This window comes from Micromonospora sp. NPDC002296 (genome assembly GCF_040296145.1).
In the GTDB taxonomy this organism is placed as follows: Bacteria; Actinomycetota; Actinomycetes; order Mycobacteriales; family Micromonosporaceae; genus Micromonospora.
Map to the genome: position 1 here is coordinate 16911 of NZ_JBEOWQ010000011.1, position 24101 is coordinate 41011.

Sequence of the window (24101 nt, forward strand, 5' to 3'; positions counted from 1 at the left end):
GGACCGGGAGGGCCACGCAAAGCAGGTCAACGCTCGTGTCCACGATGGCTCCACGCATACATCCAGCCCTGGCCGTTATGGGCGTTATCTGCATGTCATCCCGATCGGTGCCGCAATCCTTGTTGAGATCACCCCACTGTCGCGCCAGTGGATCGAGCCCGGCGCCTGCGTCCTCGTTCGAGTGATGATCGTTTTCGTGCCCGGCGTGCTGAACGCGCAGGCAAGCGTTTGATCGTGCCCGATTGCGCAGGATTGGGGACGGCAATGTTCGACCAGCCATTGCAACCCCTCGTTCCTGCTTGGATACTTGTGGAACACATTCACCTCTACGAATGGATGAATGCATGATTCACTCCCACCGCGGCAGCCGCGCCTTCGCAGCAGGGTTTGGGGCGGTTATTCTCGCCGTGAGCCTGCTGGTGTGGCCAACCGCCGGAGCGACAGCGCAACCGGACATTGCCGATCCGAACGGCAGGGCAACTATCCAGGCTAGCTACCATCAGCTGCAGAACCCGGACACCAATATGTGCCTGACGCTCTATAACGGTAACGCGTACGATGGCGCACCGTTGGTCGTCATGCCATGCGACCCTGCGGTCGAAAACAACTTGTGGACAATTGGCGGTGAAAGTAGCACTCTTGTGAGCCAAGCCGACACCACCAGATGCGTCGACGTCTACGGCGGTACAGCCGCCGACGGAGTTTCGGTCGTCAACTGGGGGTGCCACGGCTTGCAGAATCAACAGTGGACCCTTAACAACGACGGAAGGCTCTTGAGCAACTTGGCAGGCGGCCCCTGGTGTCTCACTATCTACGGGGATAAGCCGTCGGCCGGCGCGATCGTCATCCTGAAAACCTGCCCGGGAGCAACTTCGTCGCCTTCGCCAGCTCCGTCGCCTTCGCCGTCGCCGTCTGCGTCTCCGGCGCTAGATCTTGCTTTGTGGAAGTACGTCTAGTAGATGATGTGAGTGCTGCCGCTGAAGCGGTCATCCGGCGATAACCCCGCCATCGAGTTTCGTGATCGGCTGTCGATGTGGGCGGCCCTCAGCGGTTGCCGGCGACCGTGACGCACTCGCCGCTGTTGCCCCCGCTGCGGGTGCTTGTGCGCCAGTGGGCGCCGGTACCGCCGATCCAGGTAGCCGAACGGGCCGGGTGGTCGCGACTGACCCGCGCCGGAACCTCGGGCACCACTTCGGCACAGACACCCGCCAGGGGGCCGCTGACGGCCGGACACGACGAAGGCCGCTGACCGGGTTTGCCCTGGTCGGCGGCCTTCTTGTGCTGGTCAGATATTTCCTAGCAAGTGTGCCCCCGGCAGGATTCGAACCTGCGCCACCGCCTCCGGAGGGCGGTGCTCTATCCCCTGAGCTACGGGGGCTCAGCGACTGGAGAAGACTAGCAAATGGCCCCGCCGATCGCCGAATCGGTACCCGGTGAGCGACTTCGTGTCGACGGGGCGGTGCCGGCCCTGACGGGGGCTGCGCTGGCACCGCCCCGCCGGGGCCGCCTGCGGCTTCAGGCCGCGACCGCGCGTCCGCAGCTCGGCAGCGGGCGCAGCGCGATCCGCCGGGGCAGCCGGCGCGGCCACTCGTTCCTCGGCCAGGAGCCGTCGACGATGAGGTGCACGGGCCGCTCCTCGGCCCCGCTGAGCCGCAGCACGAAGTCCCGCGGCAGCGGCGGGTCGACCGACGGGGTGGTCACCATGAACCGGACCCGGCCCCGGGACGAGACGGCGGAGACCACGTCGGCCGCCGGCATCGTCCCGCGCAGCCGTACCCGGCCGAGCCAGTAGACCTCGGCCAGGTGTTCCTGGGCGGCCCGGGTGATCGCCGGGTACTCCAGGCGCACCCAGCGCTCGACCGCGCTGACGCAGAGGCCGCAGGCGCGCTCGCGTGGCTCGCGCGGCCCCAACCCCCAGGCCCGCAGGTACGCCCCGACGGCGCCGACGTCCATCGCCGGGTCGAAGCGGCGCTGGATGAGCGTGGTGAGGCTCTGTCGCGTCCACAGCTCCTCGTCCAGGCCGAACTCGTCGGGGTGGACGCCCCGCAGGACGTCGATCAGTTCCAGCTCCTGTTCGCGGCTGAGCGTTCCCGGCTCGCCCTGCCGCTGTCCGCGACGGACGGCTGCCACCGTTCCGTCACCGCCGATGGTGTGGCGCCGGCACCAGCTGGTGACCGAGCGCCCTGCGTCTCTGAGTGCAACCCCCACGCCCTGCGCAACGAGCCCGAATCGCAACTGGTCACGATATGTGGGTAGAAAAGTCCATCAAGCGCAGCAATCGGGCGTTGCGTCGCCAAAGCGGCTAATCGGACATGCAGTCGTCGGAGTGGGGTGCCGGCGGCAGACGGAAGGCCCGCGCCGACCGCCGGAGGGGCGGGGGCGCGGGCCTTCCGGGTCGTCGGGACCCTCAGCCCTTGAGCCGGGCGAGGGCGGCCCTGAGGTTGGTGAGGTCCGTCTGCTGGGTGTTCTTCATGGTCCGGGCGGTACGCACCACGTCGGACTCGTCGCTCACGTCGAGGATGCCGTCGATCATGTGGACGCCGCCGGTGTGATGGTCGATCATCAGCTCCAGGAACAGGACATCCAGCTCCCGGCCCTGGGCGGCGCGCAGCTTCGCCAGTTCCTCCGGGGTGGCCATCCCCGGCATCAGCCCGTCGCGAACCGCCGCCTCGCCGTCCGGCATCCACGCCATCCGGGGCTGCGACCCGGTCGGGTCGAGGCCCCAGGAGCGCAGCCACGTCTGCATGGTGCCGATCTCGCCCTGCTGGCCGGTGGCGATGTCGCCGCCGATGCTGACCACCTCGGGGTCGGTGCCCTGCCGGAACGCGATCAGCCCCATTTCCACCGCCTGGGCGTGGTGGCCGGTCATGTCCCGGGCGAAGCCCGCCTCCGCCGAGGCGTCACCCGGTCGGGTGAGCTTCGGCGTGAGCAGGCCGCCCGCGTACCCGAGGAGGAGACCGACCACGACGGCGGCGGCGACCACCAGGACGCCGAACCGGCGCCCGGCCGGCCGGCCGCCGTCGTCAGTCAGCGGGCCACCCGCCAGGTCGCGGTCTGTCGTCGTGGGTGCGGTCATCGGGTCCCCGTCCTCGCTGTCCGGATCACTGGGTGGGCATCGGGGTGCCGTCACGCGGCGTGGTGCCGGTGGCCGTGATGCCCGGCTGCCCGCAGTTGGCGGTCGGGCCCTCGATCGAGGCGTTCACCCGCAGCGTCTTGACGAACTCGTCGATCCGGCTGTCGTCGGCGTTGTCGACCTTGAGCTGATATCCCCAGGTCTGGAGGGAGATCGGCTTGTCCAGCCCCTCGTAGGGGCTGAGCATCAGCTTTTCCTGGCCCTGGACCTTGTCCTTGAGCTTCGCCACCTGGTCGGCGGGCAGGTCGGGGCGGTAGGTGATCCACACCGCGCCGTGCTCCAGGCTGTGCACCGCGTGCTCGTTGGCGATCGGGGCCTCGTAGACGTCGCCCATGCAGTTCTGCCAGGTCGCGTTGTGCGGGCCGGCCACCGGCGGGGACTGCGCGTACTTGATCGAGCCCGCCTGGTGGTTGCTGCCCTTCACCAGCTCCGGGTCCGAGTCGCGGAAGTTGACGATGCCGCTGATGTCGGCGGCCCGCTTCTCCCACGACTTCGAGCCCTCGAACGAGGCCCACGCGCCGTAACCGATGATCGCCACGGCGAGCACGCCGACCGCGACGAACAGCGCGATCGGCCCCCAGGACCGGCCCTGGCTGACCTTCACCGGGGCGATCGGCTTGCGGGGGCCCTTGCCCTTGCCTCCCGCCGTGGGGCGTGGGCTGTCGCCCGTCGACTTGCCGGCCCCGGGCTTGGCGCCGGACGCGGGCCGGCCCGCCGCCGGCTTCTTGCCGGTGGTGACCACGGTCGGACGGCGCTCTGGGCCGCCCGGGGTGCTGATGCTCATCGTGCCTCGTCAGGTCGGTCGGTCAGGGTGGGTGGCGGGCCGGATATCACGCGCAGGGTCGCCGCCGAGTGCCCGAGTCTACCCCCGATAACATGGTTCGGTGACTCCCGCAGAACTCGCCGCCGCCGTCCTCTCCGCAGCCCACGCCGTCCTCGCCGACCGAGGCCTGGACCGCGCGGCGCTTCCGGAGCGCACCGTCGTCGAGCGACCGCGCAATCCCGAGCACGGTGACTACGCCTCGACGCTCGCCCTCCAGCTGAGCAAGAAGGTGGGCGTGCCCCCGCGGGAACTGGCCGCCGAGCTGGCCGAGCAGCTCGGCCGGGCCCCCGGGGTCAAGTCGGTGGAGATCGCCGGACCGGGCTTCCTCAACATCCGGCTCGACGCGGCCGCCGCCGGTCAGCTCGCCCGGTCGATCGTCGAGGCCGGCCCGGCGTACGGGCGCGGCGACGCGCTCGCCGGCCAGCGGCTCAACCTGGAGTTCGTCTCGGCCAACCCGACCGGCCCGGTGCACATCGGCGGGGTCCGCTGGGCCGCCGTCGGTGACGCGCTCAGCCGGCTGCTGCGCGCCGCCGGCGCCGAGGTCGGCACGGAGTACTACTTCAACGACGCCGGCTCCCAGATCGACCGGTTCGCCCGGTCCCTGCTCGCCGTCGCGAAGGGCGAGCCCGCCCCGGAGGACGGCTACGGCGGCGAGTACATCGCGGAGATCGTCACCGAGGTGCGCGCCCTCCGGCCCGACGTGCTGACCCTGGACGACGCCGCCGCCCAGGAGGTGTTCCGGGTCGAGGGCGTACAGCTCATGTTCACCGAGATCAAGTCCTCGCTGCGCGACTTCGGGGTGGAGTTCGACACCTACTTCAACGAGAAGGACCTGCACGACCGGGGCGAGCTGGACCAGGCCCTGGTCCGGCTGCGCGAGCAGGGTCACGTCTTCGAGACCGACGGGGCCGTCTGGCTGCGCACCACGGACTTCGGCGACGACAAGGACCGGGTGCTGCGCAAGTCCAACGGCGAGTGGACGTACTTCGCCGCCGACTGCGCGTACTACCTGGACAAGCGCGAGCGCGGCTTCGACCGCATCGTGATCATGCTGGGTGCCGACCACCACGGCTACATCGGCCGGATGAAGGCGATGGCCGCCTGCTTCGGCGACGACCCGGACACCAACCTGGAAATCCTGATCGGCCAGCTCGTCAACCTGGTCCGCGACGGCGCGCCGGTGCGGATGAGCAAGCGTGCCGGCACCGTGGTCAACCTGGAGGACCTGGTCGACGCGATCGGCGTCGACGCCTCCCGGTACGCGCTGGCCCGTTACTCCAGCGACTCGCCGATCGACATCGACGTCGAACTGTGGACCCGGGCCACCCGGGACAACCCGGTCTACTACGTGCAGTACGTGGCGGCCCGTACGGCCAGCGTGGGCCGCAACGCCGCCGAGGTGGGGCTGACCCGGGGCGACGCCGACACGTTCCGCCCCGAGCTGCTCGGCCACGACAAGGAGAACGAGCTGCTCAAGGCGCTCGCCGAGTTCCCCGCCGTGGTCGCCTCGGCCGCCGAGCTGCGCGAGCCGCACCGGGTGGCCCGGTACCTGGAGGGGCTCGCCGGGGCGTACCACCGGTTCTACGACAACTGCCGGATCCTGCCGCGCGGCGACGAGGAGATCACCGACCTGCACCGGGCCCGGCTCTGGCTCAACGACGCCACCCGCACGGTGATCGCCAACGGCCTGCACCTGCTCGGCGTCTCCGCCCCCGAGAGGATGTGACATGCGAGCACGAGGAGTGAGCTTGCGGGCCCCACAGTCGCGAAGCGGAGAGCGCTGATGCGGGCTCACGAGGCCGGTGCGCTGCACGGCGACATCGGCAACCGGGGGCCGGCCTGGCTGCGTACCCCGGCCGACGTCAACGCCCTGGTGCCGCAGCTCTGGCCGCGCACCGCGACCCGGGCCGCCGACGGCGCGCTCGCCGTCGGCAGGCTCGGTGTCCGCGAGATCGCGGCCGAGTTCGGTACCCCGGTGTACGTCCTCGACGAGGACGACCTGCGCTCGCGCTGCCGGGACTTCCGGGCCGCCTTCGCCGACGCCGACGTCTACTACGCCGGCAAGGCGTTCCTCTGCCGGGCCGTGGTGCGGATGATCGCCGAGGAGGGCCTGTACCTCGACGTCTGCACCGGCGGCGAGCTGGCCACCGCGCTGTCCGCCGGGATGCCCCCGGAGCGGATCGGCTTCCACGGCAACAACAAGTCCGTGGCCGAGCTGACCCGGGCCCTGGACGCGGGCGTGGGGCGGATCGTCCTCGACTCGTTCACCGAGATCGACCGGCTCACCGCGCTGGCCCGCGAGCGCGGGGTCCGCCCCGGCGTGCTGATCCGGGTCACCGTCGGCGTGGAGGCGCACACCCACGAGTTCATCGCCACCGCCCACGAGGACCAGAAGTTCGGCTTCTCCCTCGCGGGCGGGGCCGCCGCCGCAGCGGCGTTCAAGGTCCTCGACGAGGACGTGCTCGACCTGCGCGGCCTGCATTCGCACATCGGCTCGCAGATCTTCGACGCCAACGGCTTCGAGGTCTCCGCCCGGCGGGTGCTGGCCCTCCAGGCGCAGATCCGCGACGCCCGGGGCGTCGAGCTGCCCGAGCTGGACCTGGGCGGCGGCTTCGGCATCGCGTACACCACCCAGGACGACCCGTCGGCCCCGCAGGAGCTGGCCAAGCGGCTTCGCAAGATCGTCGACGGCGAGTGCGCGGCCGAGCGGCTGGCCGTGCCGCACCTGTCCATCGAGCCGGGCCGGGCGATCGTCGGCCCCGCCGTGCTCACGCTCTACGAGGTCGGCACGGTCAAGGACGTCGACGGGATCCGGACGTACGTGAGCGTGGACGGGGGGATGAGCGACAACATCCGTACGGCGCTCTACGACGCGTCGTACTCGGCCACGCTGGCCTCCCGGGCCTCGACCGCCCAGCCGCTGCTCGCCCGCGTGGTGGGAAAGCATTGTGAGTCCGGGGACATCGTGGTGAAGGATGAATTCCTGCCCGCCGACGTGCAGCCCGGAGATCTTGTGGCGGTGCCCGGCACGGGTGCCTACTGCCGGAGCATGGCCAGCAACTACAACCATGTGCCCCGGCCCCCGGTGGTCGCGGTGCGCGACGGCCGGGCCCGCCTGATCGTCCGGCGGGAGACGGAAGAGGACCTGCTCGCATTGGATGTCGGATGAGCTCACCTGTTCGCTTGGCGCTGCTCGGCTGCGGAACGGTCGGCAGCGAGGTGGTACGGCTGCTGCACGAGCAGTCGGCCGACCTCGCCGCCCGGATCGGGGCACCCCTGGAGATCGTCGGGATCGCCGTCCGCCGGCTCGGCCGGGACCGCGGCGGCCTGCCGGTCGACGAGGCGCTGTTCACCACCGACGCGCTCGGCCTGATCAAGCGCGACGACGTCGACGTGGTGATCGAGGTGGTCGGCGGGATCGAGCCGGCCCGGGGCTGGCTGGTCGAGGCGCTGCGGGCCGGCAAGAGCGTGGTCACCGCCAACAAGGCGCTGCTTGCCGAGGACGGCGCGGCGCTGCACGACGCGGCGGCCGAGGGCAGGGCGGACCTCTACTACGAGGCGTCGGTGGCCGGGGCGATCCCGCTGCTGCGCCCGCTGCGCGAATCGCTGCACGGCGACCGGGTCAACCGGGTCACCGGCATCGTCAACGGCACCACCAACTTCATCCTCTCCGCGATGGACGCCACCGGGGCCGGCTTCGCCGAGGCGCTGGAGGAGGCCACCGAGCTGGGCTACGCGGAGGCGGACCCGACGGCCGACGTGGAGGGCTTCGACGCGGCGGCCAAGGCCGCCATCCTCGCCTCGCTGGCGTTCCACACCCGGGTCACCGCCGCGGACGTGCACCGCGAGGGGATCACCGAGGTCACCGCCGCCGACGTGGCCAGCGCCAAGGCGATGGGCTGCACGATCAAGCTGCTCTGCATCGCCGCCCGGGGCCGGGACGCCACCGGCGCCGAGACGGTCAGCGTCCGGGTGCACCCCGCGATGATCCCGCTGACCCACCCGCTGGCCGGCGTCGGCGACGCGTTCAACGCCGTCTTCGTCGAGGCCGAGGCGGCCGGGCAGCTCATGTTCTACGGCCGGGGCGCGGGCGGCGCGCCGACGGCCAGCGCGGTGCTCGGCGACGTGGTGGCGGTGGCCCGCAACCGGCTGGCCGGGGTGCGCGCGGCCAGCGAGTCCGCGTACGCCGATCTTGCGGTGCGGCCGATGGGGGAAGCGCTGACCCGCTACCACATCAGTCTCGACGTGGCCGACCGTCCCGGCGTGCTGGCCTCCGTGGCCGGGGTGTTCGCCCGGCACGACGTGTCCATCGCCACCGTCCGGCAGGGCTCCACGGGCGGCGGACGTCCCGGCTCCGGCGACGACGCCGAGCTGGTCATCGTCACCCACGTGGCGCCGGACGCCGCGCTCGCCGCCACCGTGGGGGAGCTGCGCGGGCTGGACATCGTCCGATCGGTGACGAGCGTGCTGCGGGTCGAGGGCGAGGCCTGAGGAGCCCGAGCCGCGTTCGCGTCTCGCCTGGTGGTTATGCGCGGGTGCGGCAGGCACGGTTCGGGAAGGCTGGGCCACGCTGGAGGTGCCCCCGGCGTGGCGGGGCGGGCAGAGGCGAGGAGAGCGACATGTGGCGGGGTCTGATCGAGACGTACCGGGACCGGCTGCCGGTCACCGACGCCACCCCCGTCGTCACCCTGCACGAGGGGAACACCCCGCTGCTGCCCGCGCCGGTGCTCTCCGCCCGGCTCGGCTGTGACGTCCACCTCAAGGTCGAGGGGGCCAACCCGACCGGCTCGTTCAAGGACCGGGGGATGACGCTCGCGGTCTCCAAGGCCGTGGAGCACGGCGACAAGGCGATCATCTGCGCCTCGACCGGCAACACCAGCGCGTCGGCCGCCGCGTACGCGGCCCGCGCCGGGATCACCTGCGCCGTGCTGGTGCCGCAGGGCAAGATCGCCCTCGGCAAGCTGGCCCAGGCGCTGGTGCACGGCGCGAAGCTGCTCCAGGTCCACGGCAACTTCGACGACTGCCTCGCGCTGGCCGCAAAGCTCGCCCAGGACTTCCCGGTCGCGCTGGTCAACTCGGTCAACCCCGACCGGCTGCACGGGCAGAAGACCGCCGCGTTCGAGATCGTCGAGGCGCTCGGCGACGCCCCCGACATCCACTGCCTGCCGGTCGGCAACGCCGGCAACATCTCCGCGTACTGGATGGGGTACTCGGAGGACCTGCGGGACGGCAACGCCACGAAGGCCCCGAAGATGTACGGCTTCCAGGCCGCCGGGGCGGCGCCGATCGTCAACGGCCAGGTGGTGCACGAGCCGTCCACCATCGCCACCGCCATCCGGATCGGCAACCCGGCGAGCTGGACCAAGGCCCTCGACGCCCGGGATGCCTCCGGAGGGCTGATCGCCGCCGTCTCCGACCGGGAGATCCTGGCCGCGTACCGGCTGCTCGCCCGCGAGGTCGGGGTCTTCGTCGAGCTGGGCAGCGCGGCCAGCGTCGCCGGGCTGCTCCAGCAGGCCGCCGCCGGCAAGGTCCCGGCCGGCGCCACGGTCGTCTGCACGGTCACCGGCCACGGTCTCAAGGACCCGGAGTGGGCGATCTCCACCGCTCCCGCCCCGGTCACCATCGCCAACGACCCGCTCGCCGCAGCACGGTCGCTCGACCTGGCCTGACGGCCGGCGAAGCTCCCCAGGCCACCCCGGGACGGGCTCGCCGGACGAGGCCCCAGCGCGGGAGAAGAGATCTGGTGCGGCAGACTCTCCCTCACCGAGCTGTTCCACCCTCTTCCTCAGGAGTGAGCCACGCCGATGTCGTCGCTTGCCAGATTCAGCCTCGCCAACCGGGGGCTGGTCGCCCTCATCGCGGTGGTCACGACGATGTTCGGCCTGTTCGCCGTGCCGTCGTTGAAGCAGCAACTCCTGCCGTCGCTGGAGTTCCCCGGCGCCTTCGTCGTGGCGGTCTACCCCGGTGCCGGGCCCGAGATCGTCGAGTCCCAGGTCACCGAGCCGATCGAGAACAGCCTCCAGGGCATCCCCGGGCTGGAGGAGGTCACCTCGACGTCCCGCGAGGGCTCCACCACCGTCCAGGTGCAGTTCGCGTTCGGCACCGACCTGGACGGCGTGGTCAACAAGATGCAGACCGCGCTGAGCCGGATCGACGCCCAACTCCCCGAGGGCGTCGACCCGCAGGTCCTCACGGGCAGCACCGACGACCTCCCGGCCGTGGTGATCGCCGCGGCCGGCGGCGGTGACGAGCGGGCGCTGGCCGACAAGCTGCGCGACACCGTGGTCCCGGAGCTGGAGTCGATCGAGGGGGTCCGCACGGTCGCCGTGACCGGCACCCGGGACCAGGTCGTCACGGTCACCCCGGACCCGGCCAAGCTGGCCGCCGCGAAGCTCGCGCCGACCGCGATCGGCACGGCCCTGAAGACCAACGGCATCGCCGTGCCGGCCGGCGCGGTCTCCGACGGCTCGCGGTCGCTCACCGTCCAGGTGGGTACGCCGGTCCGCTCCGTCGACGACCTCAAGGGCATCGTGCTGGCCCCGACCGCGCCGAAGGCGGCCCCGGTCCGGCTCGGCGACGTGGCGGCCGTGGAGCAGCAGCTGGCACCGGCCACCTCGCTCACCCGTACCAACGGCCGGGACAGCCTCGGCATCGCGGTCACCGCGTCGCCGGACGGCAACGCAGTCGAGATCTCCCACGAGATCCGGGACCGGCTCGCCGACCTGCGTTCGGCCTCCGGTACGGACCTGACCGTCGTGTTCGACCAGGCGCCGTTCGTGGAGAAGTCCATCGAGAGCCTCACCACCGAGGGCCTGCTCGGCCTGGTCATGGCGGTCGTGGTCATCCTGGTCTTCCTGCTGTCGGTCCGCTCCACCGTCGTCACGGCGGTCTCCATCCCGCTTTCGGTGCTGGTGGCGCTGATCGCGCTCTGGATCGGCGACTACTCGCTCAACCTGCTCACCCTCGGCGCGTTGACCATCGCCGTCGGGCGGGTGGTGGACGACTCGATCGTGGTGTTGGAGAACATCAAACGACATCTGGAGTACGGCGAGCCGAAGCGGGAGGCGATCCTCACGGCGGTCCGTGAGGTGGCCGGCGCGGTTACCGCGTCGACGCTGACCACGGTGGCCGTCTTCGCCCCGATCGCGCTGGTCGGCGGCTTCGTGGGGCAGCTCTTCGCACCCTTCGCGATCACCGTGACGGTGGCCCTGCTCGCCTCGCTGCTGGTCTCGCTGACGGTGATTCCGGTGCTCGCGTACTGGTTCCTGCGGCCGAAGCGGGGCGGAACGGATGACGCCGCACGCCGCGCTGCCGAGGAGAAGGAGCTGCGCAGCCCGTTGCAGCGGGCGTACCTGCCCGTGATCGGTTTCGCCACCCGGGGCCGGGGCACCCGCTGGATCACCCTGGGTCTGGGCCTGCTGGTGCTGCTCGGCACCTTCGGCCTGTCCAGCGCACTCAAGACCAACTTCCTGGACGACTCCGGCCAGGACACCCTGTCCGTCAGCCAGCAGTTGCCGGCCGGCACCGGCCTGGCGGCCACCGACGAGGCGGCCCGCCGGGTCGAGGCGGTGCTGGAGCGCACCGACGGCGTCGAGACGTACCAGGTCAGCGTCGGCGGCAGCGACCAGCCCTGGGCGGGCGGCGGGGGCAACAACGCCGCCACCTTCTCGGTGGCGCTCGACGGCGACGCCGACGCGGCCGAGGTGAAGCGGACGCTGCGCCGGGAGTTCGACGCCCTCGGCGCCGAGGCGGGCGAGCTGAGCTTCGGCGGGGCCCAGGGGGCGACCAACCAGCTGGCGGTCGTCGTCCAGGCGGCCGACCCGGAGGTGCTGGCCCGGGCGGCCGAGCAGGCGCGGGCGGCGATGGCCGACACGGCCGACGTCGAGGACGTCTCCACCAGCCTGGCCGAGCGGGTACCGCGGGTGGACGTGACCGTCGACCGGCTGGCCGCGGCCCGGGTCGGGCTCAGCGAGGCGGCCGTCGGGCAGCTCGTGGCCCAGGTGTACCGGGGCGTCCCGCTGGGACAGGTGACCCTCGACGGCGGGCAGCAGGACGTGGTGCTGCGCGGCGGCGGGAAGCCGCCGACGACCGTGGAGGAGCTGCGCGCCCTCCCGGTCGGCCCGGTGAAGCTGGACGACATCGCCGACGTCACCCAGGCCGAGGGGCCGCAGCAGGTGACCCGGATCGACGGCGAGCGCAGCGTCACGGTCACCGGCACGGCGACCGGCGCGAACCTCGGCGCGACCAGCCAGGAGTTGCAGAAGAAGCTGGACGCGATCGACGTGCCCGGGGCGAGCGTCAGCATCGGCGGCGTCAGCGCCGACCAGGAGGAGGCGTTCGCCGACCTGGGGCTGGCCGTGCTGGCCGCCATCGCGATCGTCTTCCTGATCATGGTGGCGACGTTCCGCAGCCTCACCCAGGCGCTGATCCTGTTGATCTCGATTCCGTTCGCGGCGACCGGGGCGATCGGCCTGCTGCTGGCCACGGGCACCCCGCTGGGCGTGCCGGCGCTGATCGGCGTGCTGATGCTCGTCGGCATCGTGGTGACGAACGCGATCGTGCTGCTGGACCTGATCAACCAGTACCGGTCGCAGGGCATGGGGGTCCGGGAGGCGGTGGTCGAGGGTGGCCGGCGCCGGCTGCGCCCGATCCTGATGACCGCGGTCGCGACGATCTTCGCCCTGCTGCCGATGGCGTTCGGGCTGACCGGGGAGGGCGGCTTCATCTCCAAGCCGCTGGCGGTCGTGGTGATCGGCGGCCTGCTCAGCTCCACCCTGCTCACCCTGATCCTGGTCCCGACGCTGTACACGATGGTGGAGAACACCAAGGAGTCGCTGCGGGCCCGCCGTCGGCGGCGTACCGGCGGGTCGGCGCCGGAGTCCGGTGTGCCCGGCGCGGATGACGCCCCGGTCACCGAGCCGGTGCCGGCGGGTGCGCCGTCCGGTGCGGCCGGGGCCCGGCCAGCGGGTCCGGCCCGGCCGGTGCCGTCCGCGGCCCTGGTGGACGGCACCGACCAGTTCGAGGTGCTGCGGCTGCCGAAGAGCCGGCAGTCCCCACTGCCGCCCGCCGAGTAGCCGGGTACGACCACGACACGCCCCCACCGGGTCCGCCCGGTGGGGGCGTGTCGCGTACGGTCGCCGCAGGGTTCGTCGTGCATCCGACCGGATGCGGTGGATTCACTTGTCACATACTGACGGTGTCGAGGTCGTCCCCGAGTGGGGCGGCCGTTGGCGAGCGGAGCGGTCCATGGCGGACGGCGGTGGCCGGTGGGAGCGGCGGACCGTGCTGCGCCGCGCCGGCCTGCTTGCCGGGGGCGCGGTGCTGGGCGCCGGGGCCACGGCCCAGAGCACCTGGATCGCCGACCGGCGCCTGCCCCTGGCCGGCGGCCCGGCCAGCACCACGCTCGGCAGCGACCGCCAGCAGGTCGGCGACGGCGAGGTGTCGGTCGTCTGGGCGGCCAGGACCGAGCAGCCGCTGGTGGCGCTCACGTTCGACGACGGCCCCCGGCCGCACTGGACGCCGATGGTGCTGGACACCCTCGACCGGTACGCCGTGCCGGCCACGTTCTTCCTGGTCGGGCAGCGGGCCCGGCGGCACGCCGATATCCTGCGCGATCGGCTCGACCGGCACGAGGTGGGCAACCACAGTTGGGCGCACCACGACCTGGCCCGGCACGACGCCGCCGAGGTCCACGACGACCTGCGCCGGTCGCACGACGCGATCACCGAGGCGGCCGGGGTCGCCCCCCGGCTGCTCCGCCCGCCGTACGGGCACCTCGGCGGCGCGGTGCTGCACGCCGCCGCCCGGCTGGACTACCGGGTCGTGCTGTGGTCGTTGCAGATGGTCGAGCGGCAGTACCCGGACGATCCGGCCGGCCACGCCCGGCGGATCGTGGCGGGGGTGGGGCCCGGCACCATCCTGCTCGCCCACGACGTCGGGGACCCCCGCCGGCTGGTCGCGTTGCGTGGCCTGCCCGACCTGATCACCGGCCTGCGGGACCGTGGCTTCACCTTCGTCACCGTTTCCGAGCTGCTGCGCCGTGCGAGCCCGCCGCGCGTTGCCGAGTAGGGTTCCGGTCCGTGTCGCCCACCGCCTCGGTCCTGGTCCGCAACCGGAACTTCCGCAACCTCTTCCTGGCCGAGCTGGTCGTCTTCGGCGCCGACTGGTTCGTCATGGTGCCGCTGCTCGTGCTGCTGCCGACGCTGACCGGTAGCGGTGTCTGGGGCGCGCTCGTGCTGGCCGTGGACACCGGCGTGGTGGCGCTGCTGCTGCCGTACACCGGGACGATCGCCGACCGGTTCGACCGCAAGAAGATCATGATGGCGGCCAACGTGGCGTCGCTGCTCGGCGTGCTGCTGCTGCTCGGCGTCCGTAGCGCCGGCACGGCGTGGCTGGCGATGGCGGGGATCGCCGTGGTGGCGGTGGCGAAGGCGTTCTACTCCCCGGCCGCCCAGGCCGCCCTGCCCAACGTCCTCGACCCGGAGGAGCTGGCCGCCGGCAACGCGGTCGCCGGCTCCGCCTGGGGCACCATGACCGTCGTCGGCGCCTCGCTGGGCGGCGTGCTCAGCGCCGCCGCCGGCCCGTACGTCTGCTTCTGGGTGGCCGCGGTCGGCCTGACGCTGGCGGCGGGGCTGGCGGCGCTGATCCGCCGTCCGTTGCAGGCCCCCCGGGACGCCGACGTGCCCGCCCAGCGCACCTGGGCGGCGATCCGGGAGGCGCTGGGCTACATCGGGCACCGCCCCCGGGTCCTCGGGCTGGTCACCGTGAAGTCCGCCGTGGGCCTGGGCAACGGCGTGCTCACCGTCTTCCCGCTGCTCGCCGGCGTGTACGGGGTGGGCGCGATCGGCACCGGCCTGCTCTTCGCGGTGCGCGGCGCCGGCGCGCTGGTCGGCCCGATCCTGATGCGCCGGGTGCTGACCAACCGGGCCTGGCTGCTGCCCGGCCTGGCCCTGTCGATGTCCCTCTACGGCCTGGCCTATGTGGGCACCTCGGTTGTCGACTGGTTCCCGCTGGTGCTGGCGCTGGTCTTCGTGGCGCACTTCGCCGGGGGGAGCAACTGGGTGATGTCGAACTTCGCCCTTCAGGGCGAGGTGCCGGACCGGCTGCGCGGCCGGGTATTCGCCACCGACATGATGCTGGCGACGCTCGCCGTATCGATCAGCCAGCTCGTGGTGGCCGGGGTGATCGACATCGTGGACGAGCGGGTGGTGCTGGCCGGCTGCGGCCTGGTCACGCTGGTCTACGCGGTCGGCTGGCGGATCGCCACCCGGCGGCTCTCGCTGACCGACCCGGTGGCCGAGCCCGCACCGGCCCGCTGACCGCCCGGTGGGGCGGCGGGGTCACGCGCCGCCGGGCGGCCGCCGGCCCGTCAGCACCGCGGCGATCACCAGGCCCAGCCCGGCGGGGTGGAGCAGGGCGAGCACCAGGCTGACGCCGGTGTTGAGCCGGGCCACCGTGACGACGGACATCGAGGCGCCCCCGGACCCGTAGAGCCGGGGCAGGGCGAGCAGCCAGGCGAGGCTGACCAGCGTGCCGACCAGCAGCACCACCACGCCCGACACCAGCAGCAACCGGGAGCGCCGGCCGAGCCGGTCGCGGAAGACGATCGCCAACGTCAGGCCCGCCACCAGCACCAGCAGGGTCGGGAGCTGCGCGGCCACCTGGGTGGCCGAGTAGGTCAGAAAATCCATGCCAACTCCCGCCCTGTGATCGTCCCGGCCAGGCTAACGGAGGCGGACGAATCCCACGGGCCGGGGCGGACCGCCGCCGGACCGCCCGGCGGCCTAGCATGAGCGGGTGCCGACGACATTCGTGTCCGGGCCGGTAAAGGTCCGGGTCCCCGCCACCAGCGCCAACCTCGGTCCGGGGTTCGACGCGCTGGGGCTGGCGCTCGGCCTGCACGACGACGTGGCCGCCGAGGTGGTGCCCGACGGCGTCCGGGTGACGGTGACCGGGCAGGGCGCGGGTGAGCTGCCCGGCGGCGACGCGCACCTCGTCGCCCGGGCGATGCGGGCCACCTTCGACGCGCTGGGCGGACAGCCGTCGGGCTTCGCCGTGGAATGCGTCAACCGGATCCCGCAGGCCCGCGGTCTGGGATCCTCGTCGGCCGCCATCGTGGCCGGCGTGCAGCTCGCCCGGGCGCTGGTCGTCGACGGCGACACCCGGCTCGACGACGCGGGCGCGCTGCGGCTGGCGGCGGAGATCGAGGGACATCCGGACAACGTCGCCCCCTGTCTGCTCGGCGGCTTCACGATCGCCTGGACCGAGCCGTCCGGAGCCCGCGCGGTCTCGCTGGCCGTCGACGACCGGGTGCGGCCGACGGTCTTCGTGCCCGAGGAACGAGGCCTGACCGCCGTGGCCCGGGCCGCGCTGCCCGGCGCCGTCCCGCATGCCGACGCCGCGCTCACCGCCGGCCGGGCCGCGCTGCTGGTGCACGCCCTGACCGCCGAGCCGGCCATGCTGCTGCCCGCCACGGTCGACCGGCTGCACCAGGATTACCGCGCCGAGGGGATGCCCGGCACGTCTGCCCTGGTCGGCGCGCTGCGTGCGGCCGGTGTGGCTGCCGTGGTCAGTGGGGCCGGGCCGACGGTGCTGGCGCTGAGCGAGCCTGGCCCGGGCTTTTCCGTGGGAACAGGTTGGCGGACCCTGCGGTTGGCAATAGACGTGCACGGAGCACGGGTCGCACGGGGTAGACTTGGACACGCCGAGCGGGACCCTGTTGCCGCAGGTCGGAAGAGTTGATTACGCTCTAGACTTAGCACAGCCGCGAAGCATGCGATCTTCCTGCGGGTCGGCGCACCCCCGAAGCTCTCGGCGGTCAGCCCGTCACTTCTGCTTAAGGCCCACGCCGCACCGCAGTTTCCGCAGGTCGCCGCAGGCGGCAAGGCCTGCTCACCGATGTTGGTGAGTCGGGAAACCCGACCGGCTGCTGTGTCACAGTCTCCCGCGACGCGTCATGCGAGGCGGGTGCACCGAGGCCGCCCGGCCACCTGCTTGTCGACTCCGGGCAGTCCCGGCCTATCGAGGGAAGGAATCCATTGAGCGACACCACCGACGTGACGTCGGATGTTTCCAACGTCGCTGGCGATGCCACCGCCGCCGCCCCTGTCCGCCGTCGGCGTAGCGGAACCGGCCTGTCGGCGATGCTGCTGCCGGAGCTGCAGAGCCTGGCCGCGTCGCTCGGCATCTCCGGCACGGCTCGCATGCGCAAGGGCGAGCTGATCAGCGCGATCACCGAGCGGCAGGGCGGCGCCGCTGCCGGGACCCCTCGACCGCGGGCCGAGGTCGCGGCTGCTGCCCCCGCCCGTGAGGAGGTGCACGTGGAGGTCTCCCAGGCCCCGTCCGGCGCCGACCAGAAGCGGGCCCAGGAGCCGGCCGTGGCCGCGCCGACCGAGGGCCGGACCAGGGCCCGGCGCAGCCGGGCCGCCGCCACTACCGAGTCCCGGGCCACCAAGGCCGAGGCCCGGCCGGTCGAGGCCCAGCCGGCTGAGACCCGGCCGGTCGAGCCGCGCGTCGAGGAATCGCCGGCCGTGACCGTGACCGAACCAGTCGAGCGCGGCGAGGGCCGCCGGGAGCGCGGCGAAGGCCGGGGCGGCCGGGACCAGGCCGAGCGTGCCGACCGGACCGAGCGGACCGAGCGTGCCGACCGGACCGAGCGGACCGACCGCGGCGAGCGGGCCGAGCGCGGCGAGCGTGCCGAGCGGACCGACCGTAACGATCGTGGTGACCGGACGGAGCGTGCCGAGCGGACCGACCGTAACGATCGTGGTGACCGGACCGAGCGCGGTGAGCGCAACGACCGCAACGACCGCAACGACCGGAACGACCGGAACGACCGGAACGACCGGAACGACCGGAACGACCGCAACGACCGGGGCCCGCGCGCCGACAACGACGACGACGACGAGGCGGGCGGCCGGCGGGGCCGGCGCAGTCGCTTCCGGGACCGTCGCCGGGGCCGCGGCGAGCGTGGTGAGGACGGTGGCGGTCCCGCCGGTGGCGGTCCTGGCAGCGGTGGTGGCGGCGGTGGCCGCGAGCCGCAGGTGAACGAGGACGACGTCCTCGTCCCGGTCGCCGGCATCATCGACGTGCTCGACAACTACGCCTTCGTCCGGACCACCGGCTACCTGGCCGGCCCGAACGACGTGTACGTCTCGATGTCCCAGATCAAGAAGTACGGCCTGCGGCGCGGCGACGCGATCACCGGTGCGGTACGTGCGGCGCGGGACGGCGAGCAGCGGCGGGACAAGTACAACCCGCTCATGCGGCTGGACACCATCAACGGGATGGAGCCGGACGAGGCGAAGCGTCGGCCGGAGTTCTACAAGCTCACTCCGCTGTACCCGCAGGAGCGCCTGCGGTTGGAGACCGAGCCGCACATCCTGACGACCCGGGTCATCGACCTGGTCATGCCGATCGGCAAGGGCCAGCGGGCACTCATCCAGTCGCCGCCCAAGGCGGGCAAGACGATGGTGCTCCAGGCGATCGCGAACGCGATCACGCACAACAACCCGGAGTGCCACCTGATGGTGGTGCTGGTGGACGAGCGGCCCGAAGAGGTCACCGACATGCAGCGGTCGATCAAGGGCGAGGTCGTCGCGGCCACGTTCGACCGTCCGCCGCAGGACCACACGACGGTGGCGGAGCTGGCGATCGAGCGGGCGAAGCGCCTGGTCGAGCTCGGGCACGACGTCGTCGTGCTGCTCGACTCGGTGACCCGGCTCGGTCGGTCGTACAACCTGGCGGCGCCGGCCTCTGGCCGGATCATGTCGGGTGGTATCGACTCCACCGCGCTCTACCCGCCGAAGCGCTTCCTCGGTGCGGCCCGCAACATCGAGAACGGCGGCTCGCTGACCATCATCGCCACGGCGCTGGTGGAGACCGGGTCCATGGCGGACACGGTCATCTTCGAGGAGTTCAAGGGCACCGGCAACGCGGAGCTGAAGCTGGACCGGAAGATCGCCGACAAGCGCACCTTCCCGGCCATCGACATCAACCCGTCCGGTACCCGTAAGGAGGAGGTCCTGCTCGCACCCGAGGAGCTGGCCATCCTCCACAAGCTCCGCAAGGTCCTGCACTCGCTGGACTCGCAGGCGGCGATGGACCTGCTGCTCGACAAGCTCAAGCAGACCCGCACCAACATCGAGTTCCTGATGCAGATCGCGAAGTCCACGCCGGGGGAGTGACCCGGAGGGACCGACGGAAGGGCACGGCCGCTCGCGGCCGTGCCCTTCCGCGTCGGCGGGGCAGGTCAGCCGCGTCGGCCGACGTGAAGTTTTCCTTCGCTTAAGCCGCCAGCTATTGAAACTTCTGTTCACCGTCGGGTTGACTGACGGTCATGCGCACCCGCAGTCGATCCGCTCATCTCGCCGGCGTCCTGCTGCTGACGCCGCTGCTCACCCTGACCGGCCCCGTGCCGGCCGCGGCCGGCCCACCCCCGGCCCCGGCCGGCGGGACCGCCGCCGAGGACGCCCCCCGCGCCTCGTCCGCCGCCGCCGACGCGGTCTCCCTCGCCGGTGACCCGGGCGCGGCCAGCGCCGCCACCCGTGCCGCCTCCGGCGTCGAGCCGGCCGGTGGCCTGGAAACCGCGAAGACCGTCCGGCCGGTCGCTCCCGGCCTCGACCTGACCTCCTTCGACCGCTACGACGCCGATGGCTGGCTACGCGCCGACGCGTTGACCGCCGACCTCAGCGGCGGGGTCACCGTGGACTACGTCAACTCCGGCGAGGTGGCGAAGGCCGAGCCGCTGCGCGGCGCGGTGGACCGGTCCCGGGCCGTCGCCGCCGTCAACGGCGACTTCTTCGACATCAACAACTCCGGGGCGGCCCAGGGGATCGGGGTACGCGCCGGGGAACTGGTCCAGTCGCCCGTCGCCGGGCACAACAACGCCGTCGCGATCAGCGCCGACGGCCTCGGCCGGGTGATCCAGGTGAACTTCGACGGCACCGCCACCCTGCCCGCCGGCCCGGTGTCGCTGACCCAGTTCAACAACATGGTGCAGGCGAACGGGGTCGGCCTGTTCACCCCGCTCTGGGGCTCGTACCCCCGGGGGCGTGCGGTGGAGGGCGCGCAGCGCGTCGCCGAGGTGACCGTGGTCGACGGTCGCGTCGCGACGGTGACCACGGCGGCCGGCGCCGGCCCGATCCCCGCCGGCACCACCGTGCTGCTCGGCCGGGACGCCGGTGCGGACGCCCTCGCCGGCCTGCGGCCCGGCGACGCGGTGAGCGTGGCGTACCAGCCGAAGGCGTCCGACGGCGGCACCCTGCGGGCGGCGGTCGGCGGCAGCAACGTGCTGGTCCGCGACGGAGCCGTGCAGAGCATCGCCGACGCCTCCCTCGCGCCGCGCACCGCGGTCGGCTTCACCGCCGACGGCAAGCGCATGATCATGCTCACCGTGGACGGCCGGCAGGTGGACAGCCGGGGCGTCACCCAGACCGAGATGGGCCGGATGATGGCCGAGTTGGGCGCGTGGACCGCGCTCAACCTCGACGGCGGTGGCTCCTCGACCCTGCTGGCCCGCCGCCCCGGCGAGGCGACCGTCGAGGTGGCGAACAGCCCGTCCGACGGCGCCGAGCGCGCCGTGCCCAACGGCCTGGCCATCTACGCGCCGAAGGGCAGCGGCCGGCTCACCGGCTACTGGCTGCGCACCACCAGCGACCCCACCGCCGCGCCGGGCGTCGCCCCGGTCCGGGGCGGCCGGCCCGACCGGGTCTTCCCCGGCCTGACCCGCAGGCTCACCGCCGCCGGCCACGACGAGACGTACGGCCCGGCGGCCGGCGCCCCGGCCTGGCGGGCGAACCCCGCGGTCCACGGGGTGGTCAACCGCGACGGCGTCTTCCGGGCCCTCCTGCCCGGCCGCAGCACCGTCACCGCGTGGCGGGGCGGGGCCGGCGGGACGCTCGACCTCACCGTGCTCGGCCCGTTGGCCCGGATCGACGCCACGACCGACCGGGTCGGGCTGAACCGGGCCGGCGACGCCGCCCTGTTCGGCGTCGTCGGCTACGACGCCGAGGGCAACACCGCCCCGATCGAGCCCGCCGACCTGCGGCTCGACTACGACCGGAGCCTGCTCGAAGTCACCCCCACCGAGGACGGCAACCTCTCGGTGAAGGCGCTCGCCGACAGCGGCTCCGCCCTGGTCACCGTGCGCGTCGGGGCCCGGACCACCGTCCTGCCGGTCACCGTCGGGCTCACCGACGTCCCGGTGGCCACCTTCGACAACGCGGCGTCCTGGAAGTTCAGCCAGGCCCGGGCCAGCGGCTCCGTCGCCCCGGCGCCGGGCCGCACCGGCACCGGCCTGAAGATGTCGTACGACTTCAGCCAGTCCACCGGCACCCGGGCCGCGTACGCCGACCCGCCGGCCTGGATCGAGGTGCCCGGCCAGCCGCAGGCGTTCGGCATGTGGATCAACGGCAGCGGTCGGGGGGAGTGGCCCAGCCTGCATCTGCACGACGCCCAGGACACCCAGCACGTGCTGCGCGGCCCGCTGATCACCTGGACCGGCTGGCGGTACGTCGAGTTCGCCGTCCCGGCCGGGGTTCAGTACCCGGTGCGGGTGCGCCGGTTCTACGTCGCGGAGACCAACGCCGCTGCCCAGTACACCAGCGAGATCGTCATCGACGACCTGGTGGCGAAGGTCCCCCCGACGGTCGACGTGCCGGCCGAGGAGCCGCGCACCGACCGGGTGGTGCTGCGCGACGGCACCGTCGACGGGGCGCCCTGGCGCTTCGCGGTCATGTCCGACGCCCAGTTCGTCGCCGCCGCGCCGGACAGCGACCTGGTCGCCCAGGCCCGCCGCACGCTGCGCGAGATCCGGGCCGCGAAGCCGGACTTCCTGGTGATCAACGGGGACTTCGTGGACACCGCGTACCCGGCGGACTTCGCCCTGGCGAGGCGGATCCTCGACGAGGAGCTGGGTGGCGAGCTGCCCTACTACTACGTGCCCGGCAACCACGAGATCATGGGCGCCCCGATCGGCAACTTCACCGCCGCGTTCGGGGCCACCTCGCGGGTCTTCGACCACGCGGGCACCCGGTTCGTCACGCTGAACACGTCCGCCGGGTCGCTGCGCGGCAGCGGCTTCGACCAGGTCGAGCTGCTGCGCGACACCCTCGACCGGGCCGCCGCCGACGGGAGCGTCGGCTCGGTGGCCGTGCTGTTCCACCACCCGCCGCGCGACCCGAGCCCGGCCAAGGCCAGCCAGCTCGGCGACCGTAAGGAGGCGGCGCTGGTCGAGCAGTGGCTCGCCGACTTCCAGCACCGCACCGGCAAGGGCGCGCTCGTCGTCAACGGCCACGTCGGCGCGTTCCACGCCGACCGGGTCGACGGGGTGCCGTACGTGATCAACGGCAACTCGGGCAAGAATCCGTCCACCCCGGCGCAGCTCGGCGGCTTCACCGGCTGGACGGAGTTCGGCGTCGACCCGGTCACCCCGGCCGAGGCCGAGCGGGCCCGCCGCGACCCGCTCGCCGAGGGCCCCCGCTGGGTGGACGCCGAGCTCCACGCCCACGTCGACCAGCTCGCCCTGACCGCGCCGGAGACGGTGGCGGTCGGCACCCCGGCCCGGGTCACCGCGACGCTGACCCAGCCGGGCGGGCGGGTCGTGCCGGTGGCCGCCCCGGTCAGCGCGGACTGGTCCGCCTCGCCGAGCGTCCTCGTCGGACCGGTCATCGGGCTGAGGCCCTGGCACGTGGCCCGGTTCGACCCGGCGACCGGCGTGCTGACGGCGCTGCGTCCGGGCGCGACGGTCCAGCTCGCGGTGACGGTCAACGGCGTCCGCGCCGAGGCCACCGTCACCCTCACCCGGGCGGCCGCCGCAGCCGCCCGGACCCCCGCCGCCTGAGAGGTGCGGAAGGGCCCCGGCCGTCGCGGAACGCGGCGACCGGGGCCCTTCCCGTGCCACGGCTCGGTGCAGGACGGTTCAGAAGTCGCCCTCGGCGACCTGGAAGACGGTGAGGCCGAGGGACCGCCACATCCGGACCACCTGCATCCGGTCGTCGAACACGCCGACCACCCGGTAGCGGCCCTCGATCTCGCGTTCGTAGATCTCCCGCTTGACCACGGCGTCCCGGCGGGAGTCGCCGACGGCCCGCAGGTGCAGGGCCAGGTACGGCACCCGCACGTGGCGGGCCAGCCAGGTGACCGTGTCGGCCCGGGCGGCGGCGTCCCGGCCGGAGCAGAACACCACCCCGTACCCGGCGGCGTGCATCGCCCGGACCGCCGCGATCACCGCCTCGTTCGGCACGTCCTCGGCCACCCGGGTCATGTCGTACGGGCTGCGGGAGACGTGCAGCGCCACCGTCCCGTCGATGTCGACCAGGACGATCTCCGTGGGCTCGGCCCTCGCGGCGCCCCGGTGCGCCGGGGCGCCGGGGGCGACCTCGGGGACCGGCAGCGGCAGGGGACGGTTCGCCAGGAAGCGGTCGTGCAGCCGGCGGATCGCCGCCTCGCCCACCCGGTCGGCCGCCGGCCGCGCGGCGTCCCGGCGCAGGCACTCGTCGAGGGGTACGTCGGTGAAGTCGTGCACCTCGAAGCCGGCCCCGCAGTCGGCGGCCAGCCGGGCCCAGTCCCGCAGCGTCCGGGCCCGCAGGTTGGTGTCGTCCACGCACACGCTCACCCGGCCCCGCAGCAGCGCCTCCACCTGGGCCCGCTGGGCCCGGGTGACCTGGGCCTCCGCCCACTGGGTGAAGAGCCGCTCGCCGTGCAGCATGCGGCGCAGGTCGTCCCGGTTCACCCGGACCACCGACGGTTGCAGGGTGCGGGCGAAGGTTGTCTTGCCCGAGGCCGGCAGCCCCCGGGTGGCGACGAGTCGGGGCGGCCTCCTCGTCCCGGGCTGTTCCAGGGGCGAATCGGACATCAGTCCACGGTACGCCCGCCGTCCCCGGCCGCCGCGCGCTCCTCGGCCGCCGCGCGGCGTACGCCTGCACCGAGAGGGGGCCGGCCCGCACCGGAATGCGGGGCGGCGGGGCGGGAATGCGGGAGGCGACCGGCACGTTGACGAAGCCGGACCTGCTGTGCGGCCCGCCTGACGGGTCGGCCCACGCCCATGGCACACTGGTCAATCGGCCACCGGTTCCGGTTCACGCCCGAGCCCGGCGCGCACCACGCGCCGGCGCCGCACGGGCGACCCGGCGACCACCCACGAAA

At 72.9% G+C, this 24101-nt stretch carries 16 protein-coding genes and 1 tRNA gene; 11 read left to right on the forward strand and 6 right to left on the reverse strand.

Annotated features, from left to right (window positions below; translation table 11 throughout):
- Window positions 1-344 precede the first annotated feature (344 nt).
- A complete protein-coding gene (locus ABT023_RS11875) occupies window positions 345-956 on the forward strand; it encodes an RICIN domain-containing protein (RefSeq protein WP_350884388.1) in 612 nt (203 codons plus the stop codon).
- Between the two features lie 350 nt (window positions 957-1306).
- On the opposite strand, the gene ABT023_RS11880 is transcribed toward ABT023_RS11875, so the two are convergent.
- From ABT023_RS11880 to ABT023_RS11895, 4 genes are all read right to left on the reverse strand, one after another.
- Window positions 1307-1378, reverse strand: a tRNA-Arg gene (locus ABT023_RS11880).
- A 137-nt stretch (window positions 1379-1515) separates the two neighbouring features.
- Entirely contained in the window at window positions 1516-2208 is a 693-nt protein-coding gene (locus tag ABT023_RS11885; protein WP_350884639.1) for a winged helix-turn-helix domain-containing protein, read from the reverse strand.
- A gap of 199 nt (window positions 2209-2407) precedes the next feature.
- The gene (locus ABT023_RS11890) at window positions 2408-3076 is read right to left on the reverse strand and encodes a DUF305 domain-containing protein (protein WP_350884390.1); all 669 of its coding nucleotides are present in this window, start codon (window positions 3074-3076) and stop codon (window positions 2408-2410) included.
- A gap of 25 nt (window positions 3077-3101) precedes the next feature.
- Window positions 3102-3917: a thioredoxin-like domain-containing protein gene (locus ABT023_RS11895; RefSeq protein WP_350884392.1), complete on the reverse strand. Its 816-nt coding sequence runs from the start codon at window positions 3915-3917 to the stop codon at window positions 3102-3104.
- A gap of 100 nt (window positions 3918-4017) precedes the next feature.
- Here ABT023_RS11895 and argS point away from each other — a divergent pair, with 100 nt between their 5' ends.
- The 7 genes from argS to ABT023_RS11930 all read left to right on the forward strand — a co-directional run bounded on the left by argS (window position 4018) and on the right by ABT023_RS11930 (window position 15274).
- Window positions 4018-5682 carry an arginine--tRNA ligase gene (gene argS / locus ABT023_RS11900; protein ID WP_350884395.1) on the forward strand — a complete coding sequence of 555 codons (1665 nt, stop codon included), beginning with the start codon at window positions 4018-4020 and terminating at the stop codon, window positions 5680-5682.
- 57 nt (window positions 5683-5739) lie between these two features.
- Window positions 5740-7125, forward strand: a complete 1386-nt coding sequence (gene lysA / locus ABT023_RS11905) for a diaminopimelate decarboxylase (protein WP_350884397.1) — start codon at window positions 5740-5742, stop codon at window positions 7123-7125.
- Window positions 7122-8447 carry a homoserine dehydrogenase gene (locus tag ABT023_RS11910; protein ID WP_350884399.1) on the forward strand — a complete coding sequence of 442 codons (1326 nt, stop codon included), beginning with the start codon at window positions 7122-7124 and terminating at the stop codon, window positions 8445-8447. Before lysA ends, ABT023_RS11910 begins: the two co-directional genes overlap by 4 nt.
- A gap of 128 nt (window positions 8448-8575) precedes the next feature.
- Entirely contained in the window at window positions 8576-9625 is a 1050-nt protein-coding gene (gene thrC, locus ABT023_RS11915) for a threonine synthase (protein ID WP_350884401.1), read from the forward strand.
- 135 nt (window positions 9626-9760) lie between these two features.
- Window positions 9761-13030, forward strand: a complete 3270-nt coding sequence (locus ABT023_RS11920; protein WP_350884403.1) for an efflux RND transporter permease subunit — start codon at window positions 9761-9763, stop codon at window positions 13028-13030.
- Between the two features lie 172 nt (window positions 13031-13202).
- A complete protein-coding gene (locus ABT023_RS11925; protein ID WP_350884405.1) occupies window positions 13203-14024 on the forward strand; it encodes a polysaccharide deacetylase family protein in 822 nt (273 codons plus the stop codon).
- Window positions 14025-14035: 11 nt separating this feature from the next.
- The gene (locus tag ABT023_RS11930) at window positions 14036-15274 is read left to right on the forward strand and encodes an MFS transporter (RefSeq protein WP_350884407.1); all 1239 of its coding nucleotides are present in this window, start codon (window positions 14036-14038) and stop codon (window positions 15272-15274) included.
- Window positions 15275-15295: 21 nt separating this feature from the next.
- On the opposite strand, the gene ABT023_RS11935 is transcribed toward ABT023_RS11930, so the two are convergent.
- Window positions 15296-15646 carry a hypothetical protein gene (locus tag ABT023_RS11935; RefSeq protein ID WP_350884409.1) on the reverse strand — a complete coding sequence of 117 codons (351 nt, stop codon included), beginning with the start codon at window positions 15644-15646 and terminating at the stop codon, window positions 15296-15298.
- 106 nt (window positions 15647-15752) lie between these two features.
- On the opposite strand from ABT023_RS11935, the gene thrB reads away from it, so the two are divergent.
- The 3 genes from thrB (at window position 15753) to ABT023_RS11950 (ending at window position 22797) form a co-directional block, all read left to right on the forward strand.
- Complete coding sequence (gene thrB, locus ABT023_RS11940; protein ID WP_350884411.1) at window positions 15753-16697, forward strand: homoserine kinase; 945 nt, start codon at window positions 15753-15755, stop codon at window positions 16695-16697.
- A 296-nt stretch (window positions 16698-16993) separates the two neighbouring features.
- On the forward strand, window positions 16994-19141 hold the full coding sequence (gene rho / locus ABT023_RS11945) for a transcription termination factor Rho (protein ID WP_350884413.1): 2148 nt from the start codon (window positions 16994-16996) through the stop codon (window positions 19139-19141).
- A gap of 152 nt (window positions 19142-19293) precedes the next feature.
- Window positions 19294-22797 carry a phosphodiester glycosidase family protein gene (locus tag ABT023_RS11950; protein ID WP_350884415.1) on the forward strand — a complete coding sequence of 1168 codons (3504 nt, stop codon included), beginning with the start codon at window positions 19294-19296 and terminating at the stop codon, window positions 22795-22797.
- Between the two features lie 78 nt (window positions 22798-22875).
- Here ABT023_RS11950 and ABT023_RS11955 read toward each other — a convergent pair whose 3' ends face one another.
- The gene (locus ABT023_RS11955; protein ID WP_350884417.1) at window positions 22876-23811 is read right to left on the reverse strand and encodes a phosphatase domain-containing protein; all 936 of its coding nucleotides are present in this window, start codon (window positions 23809-23811) and stop codon (window positions 22876-22878) included.
- Window positions 23812-24101: the final 290 nt, after the last annotated feature.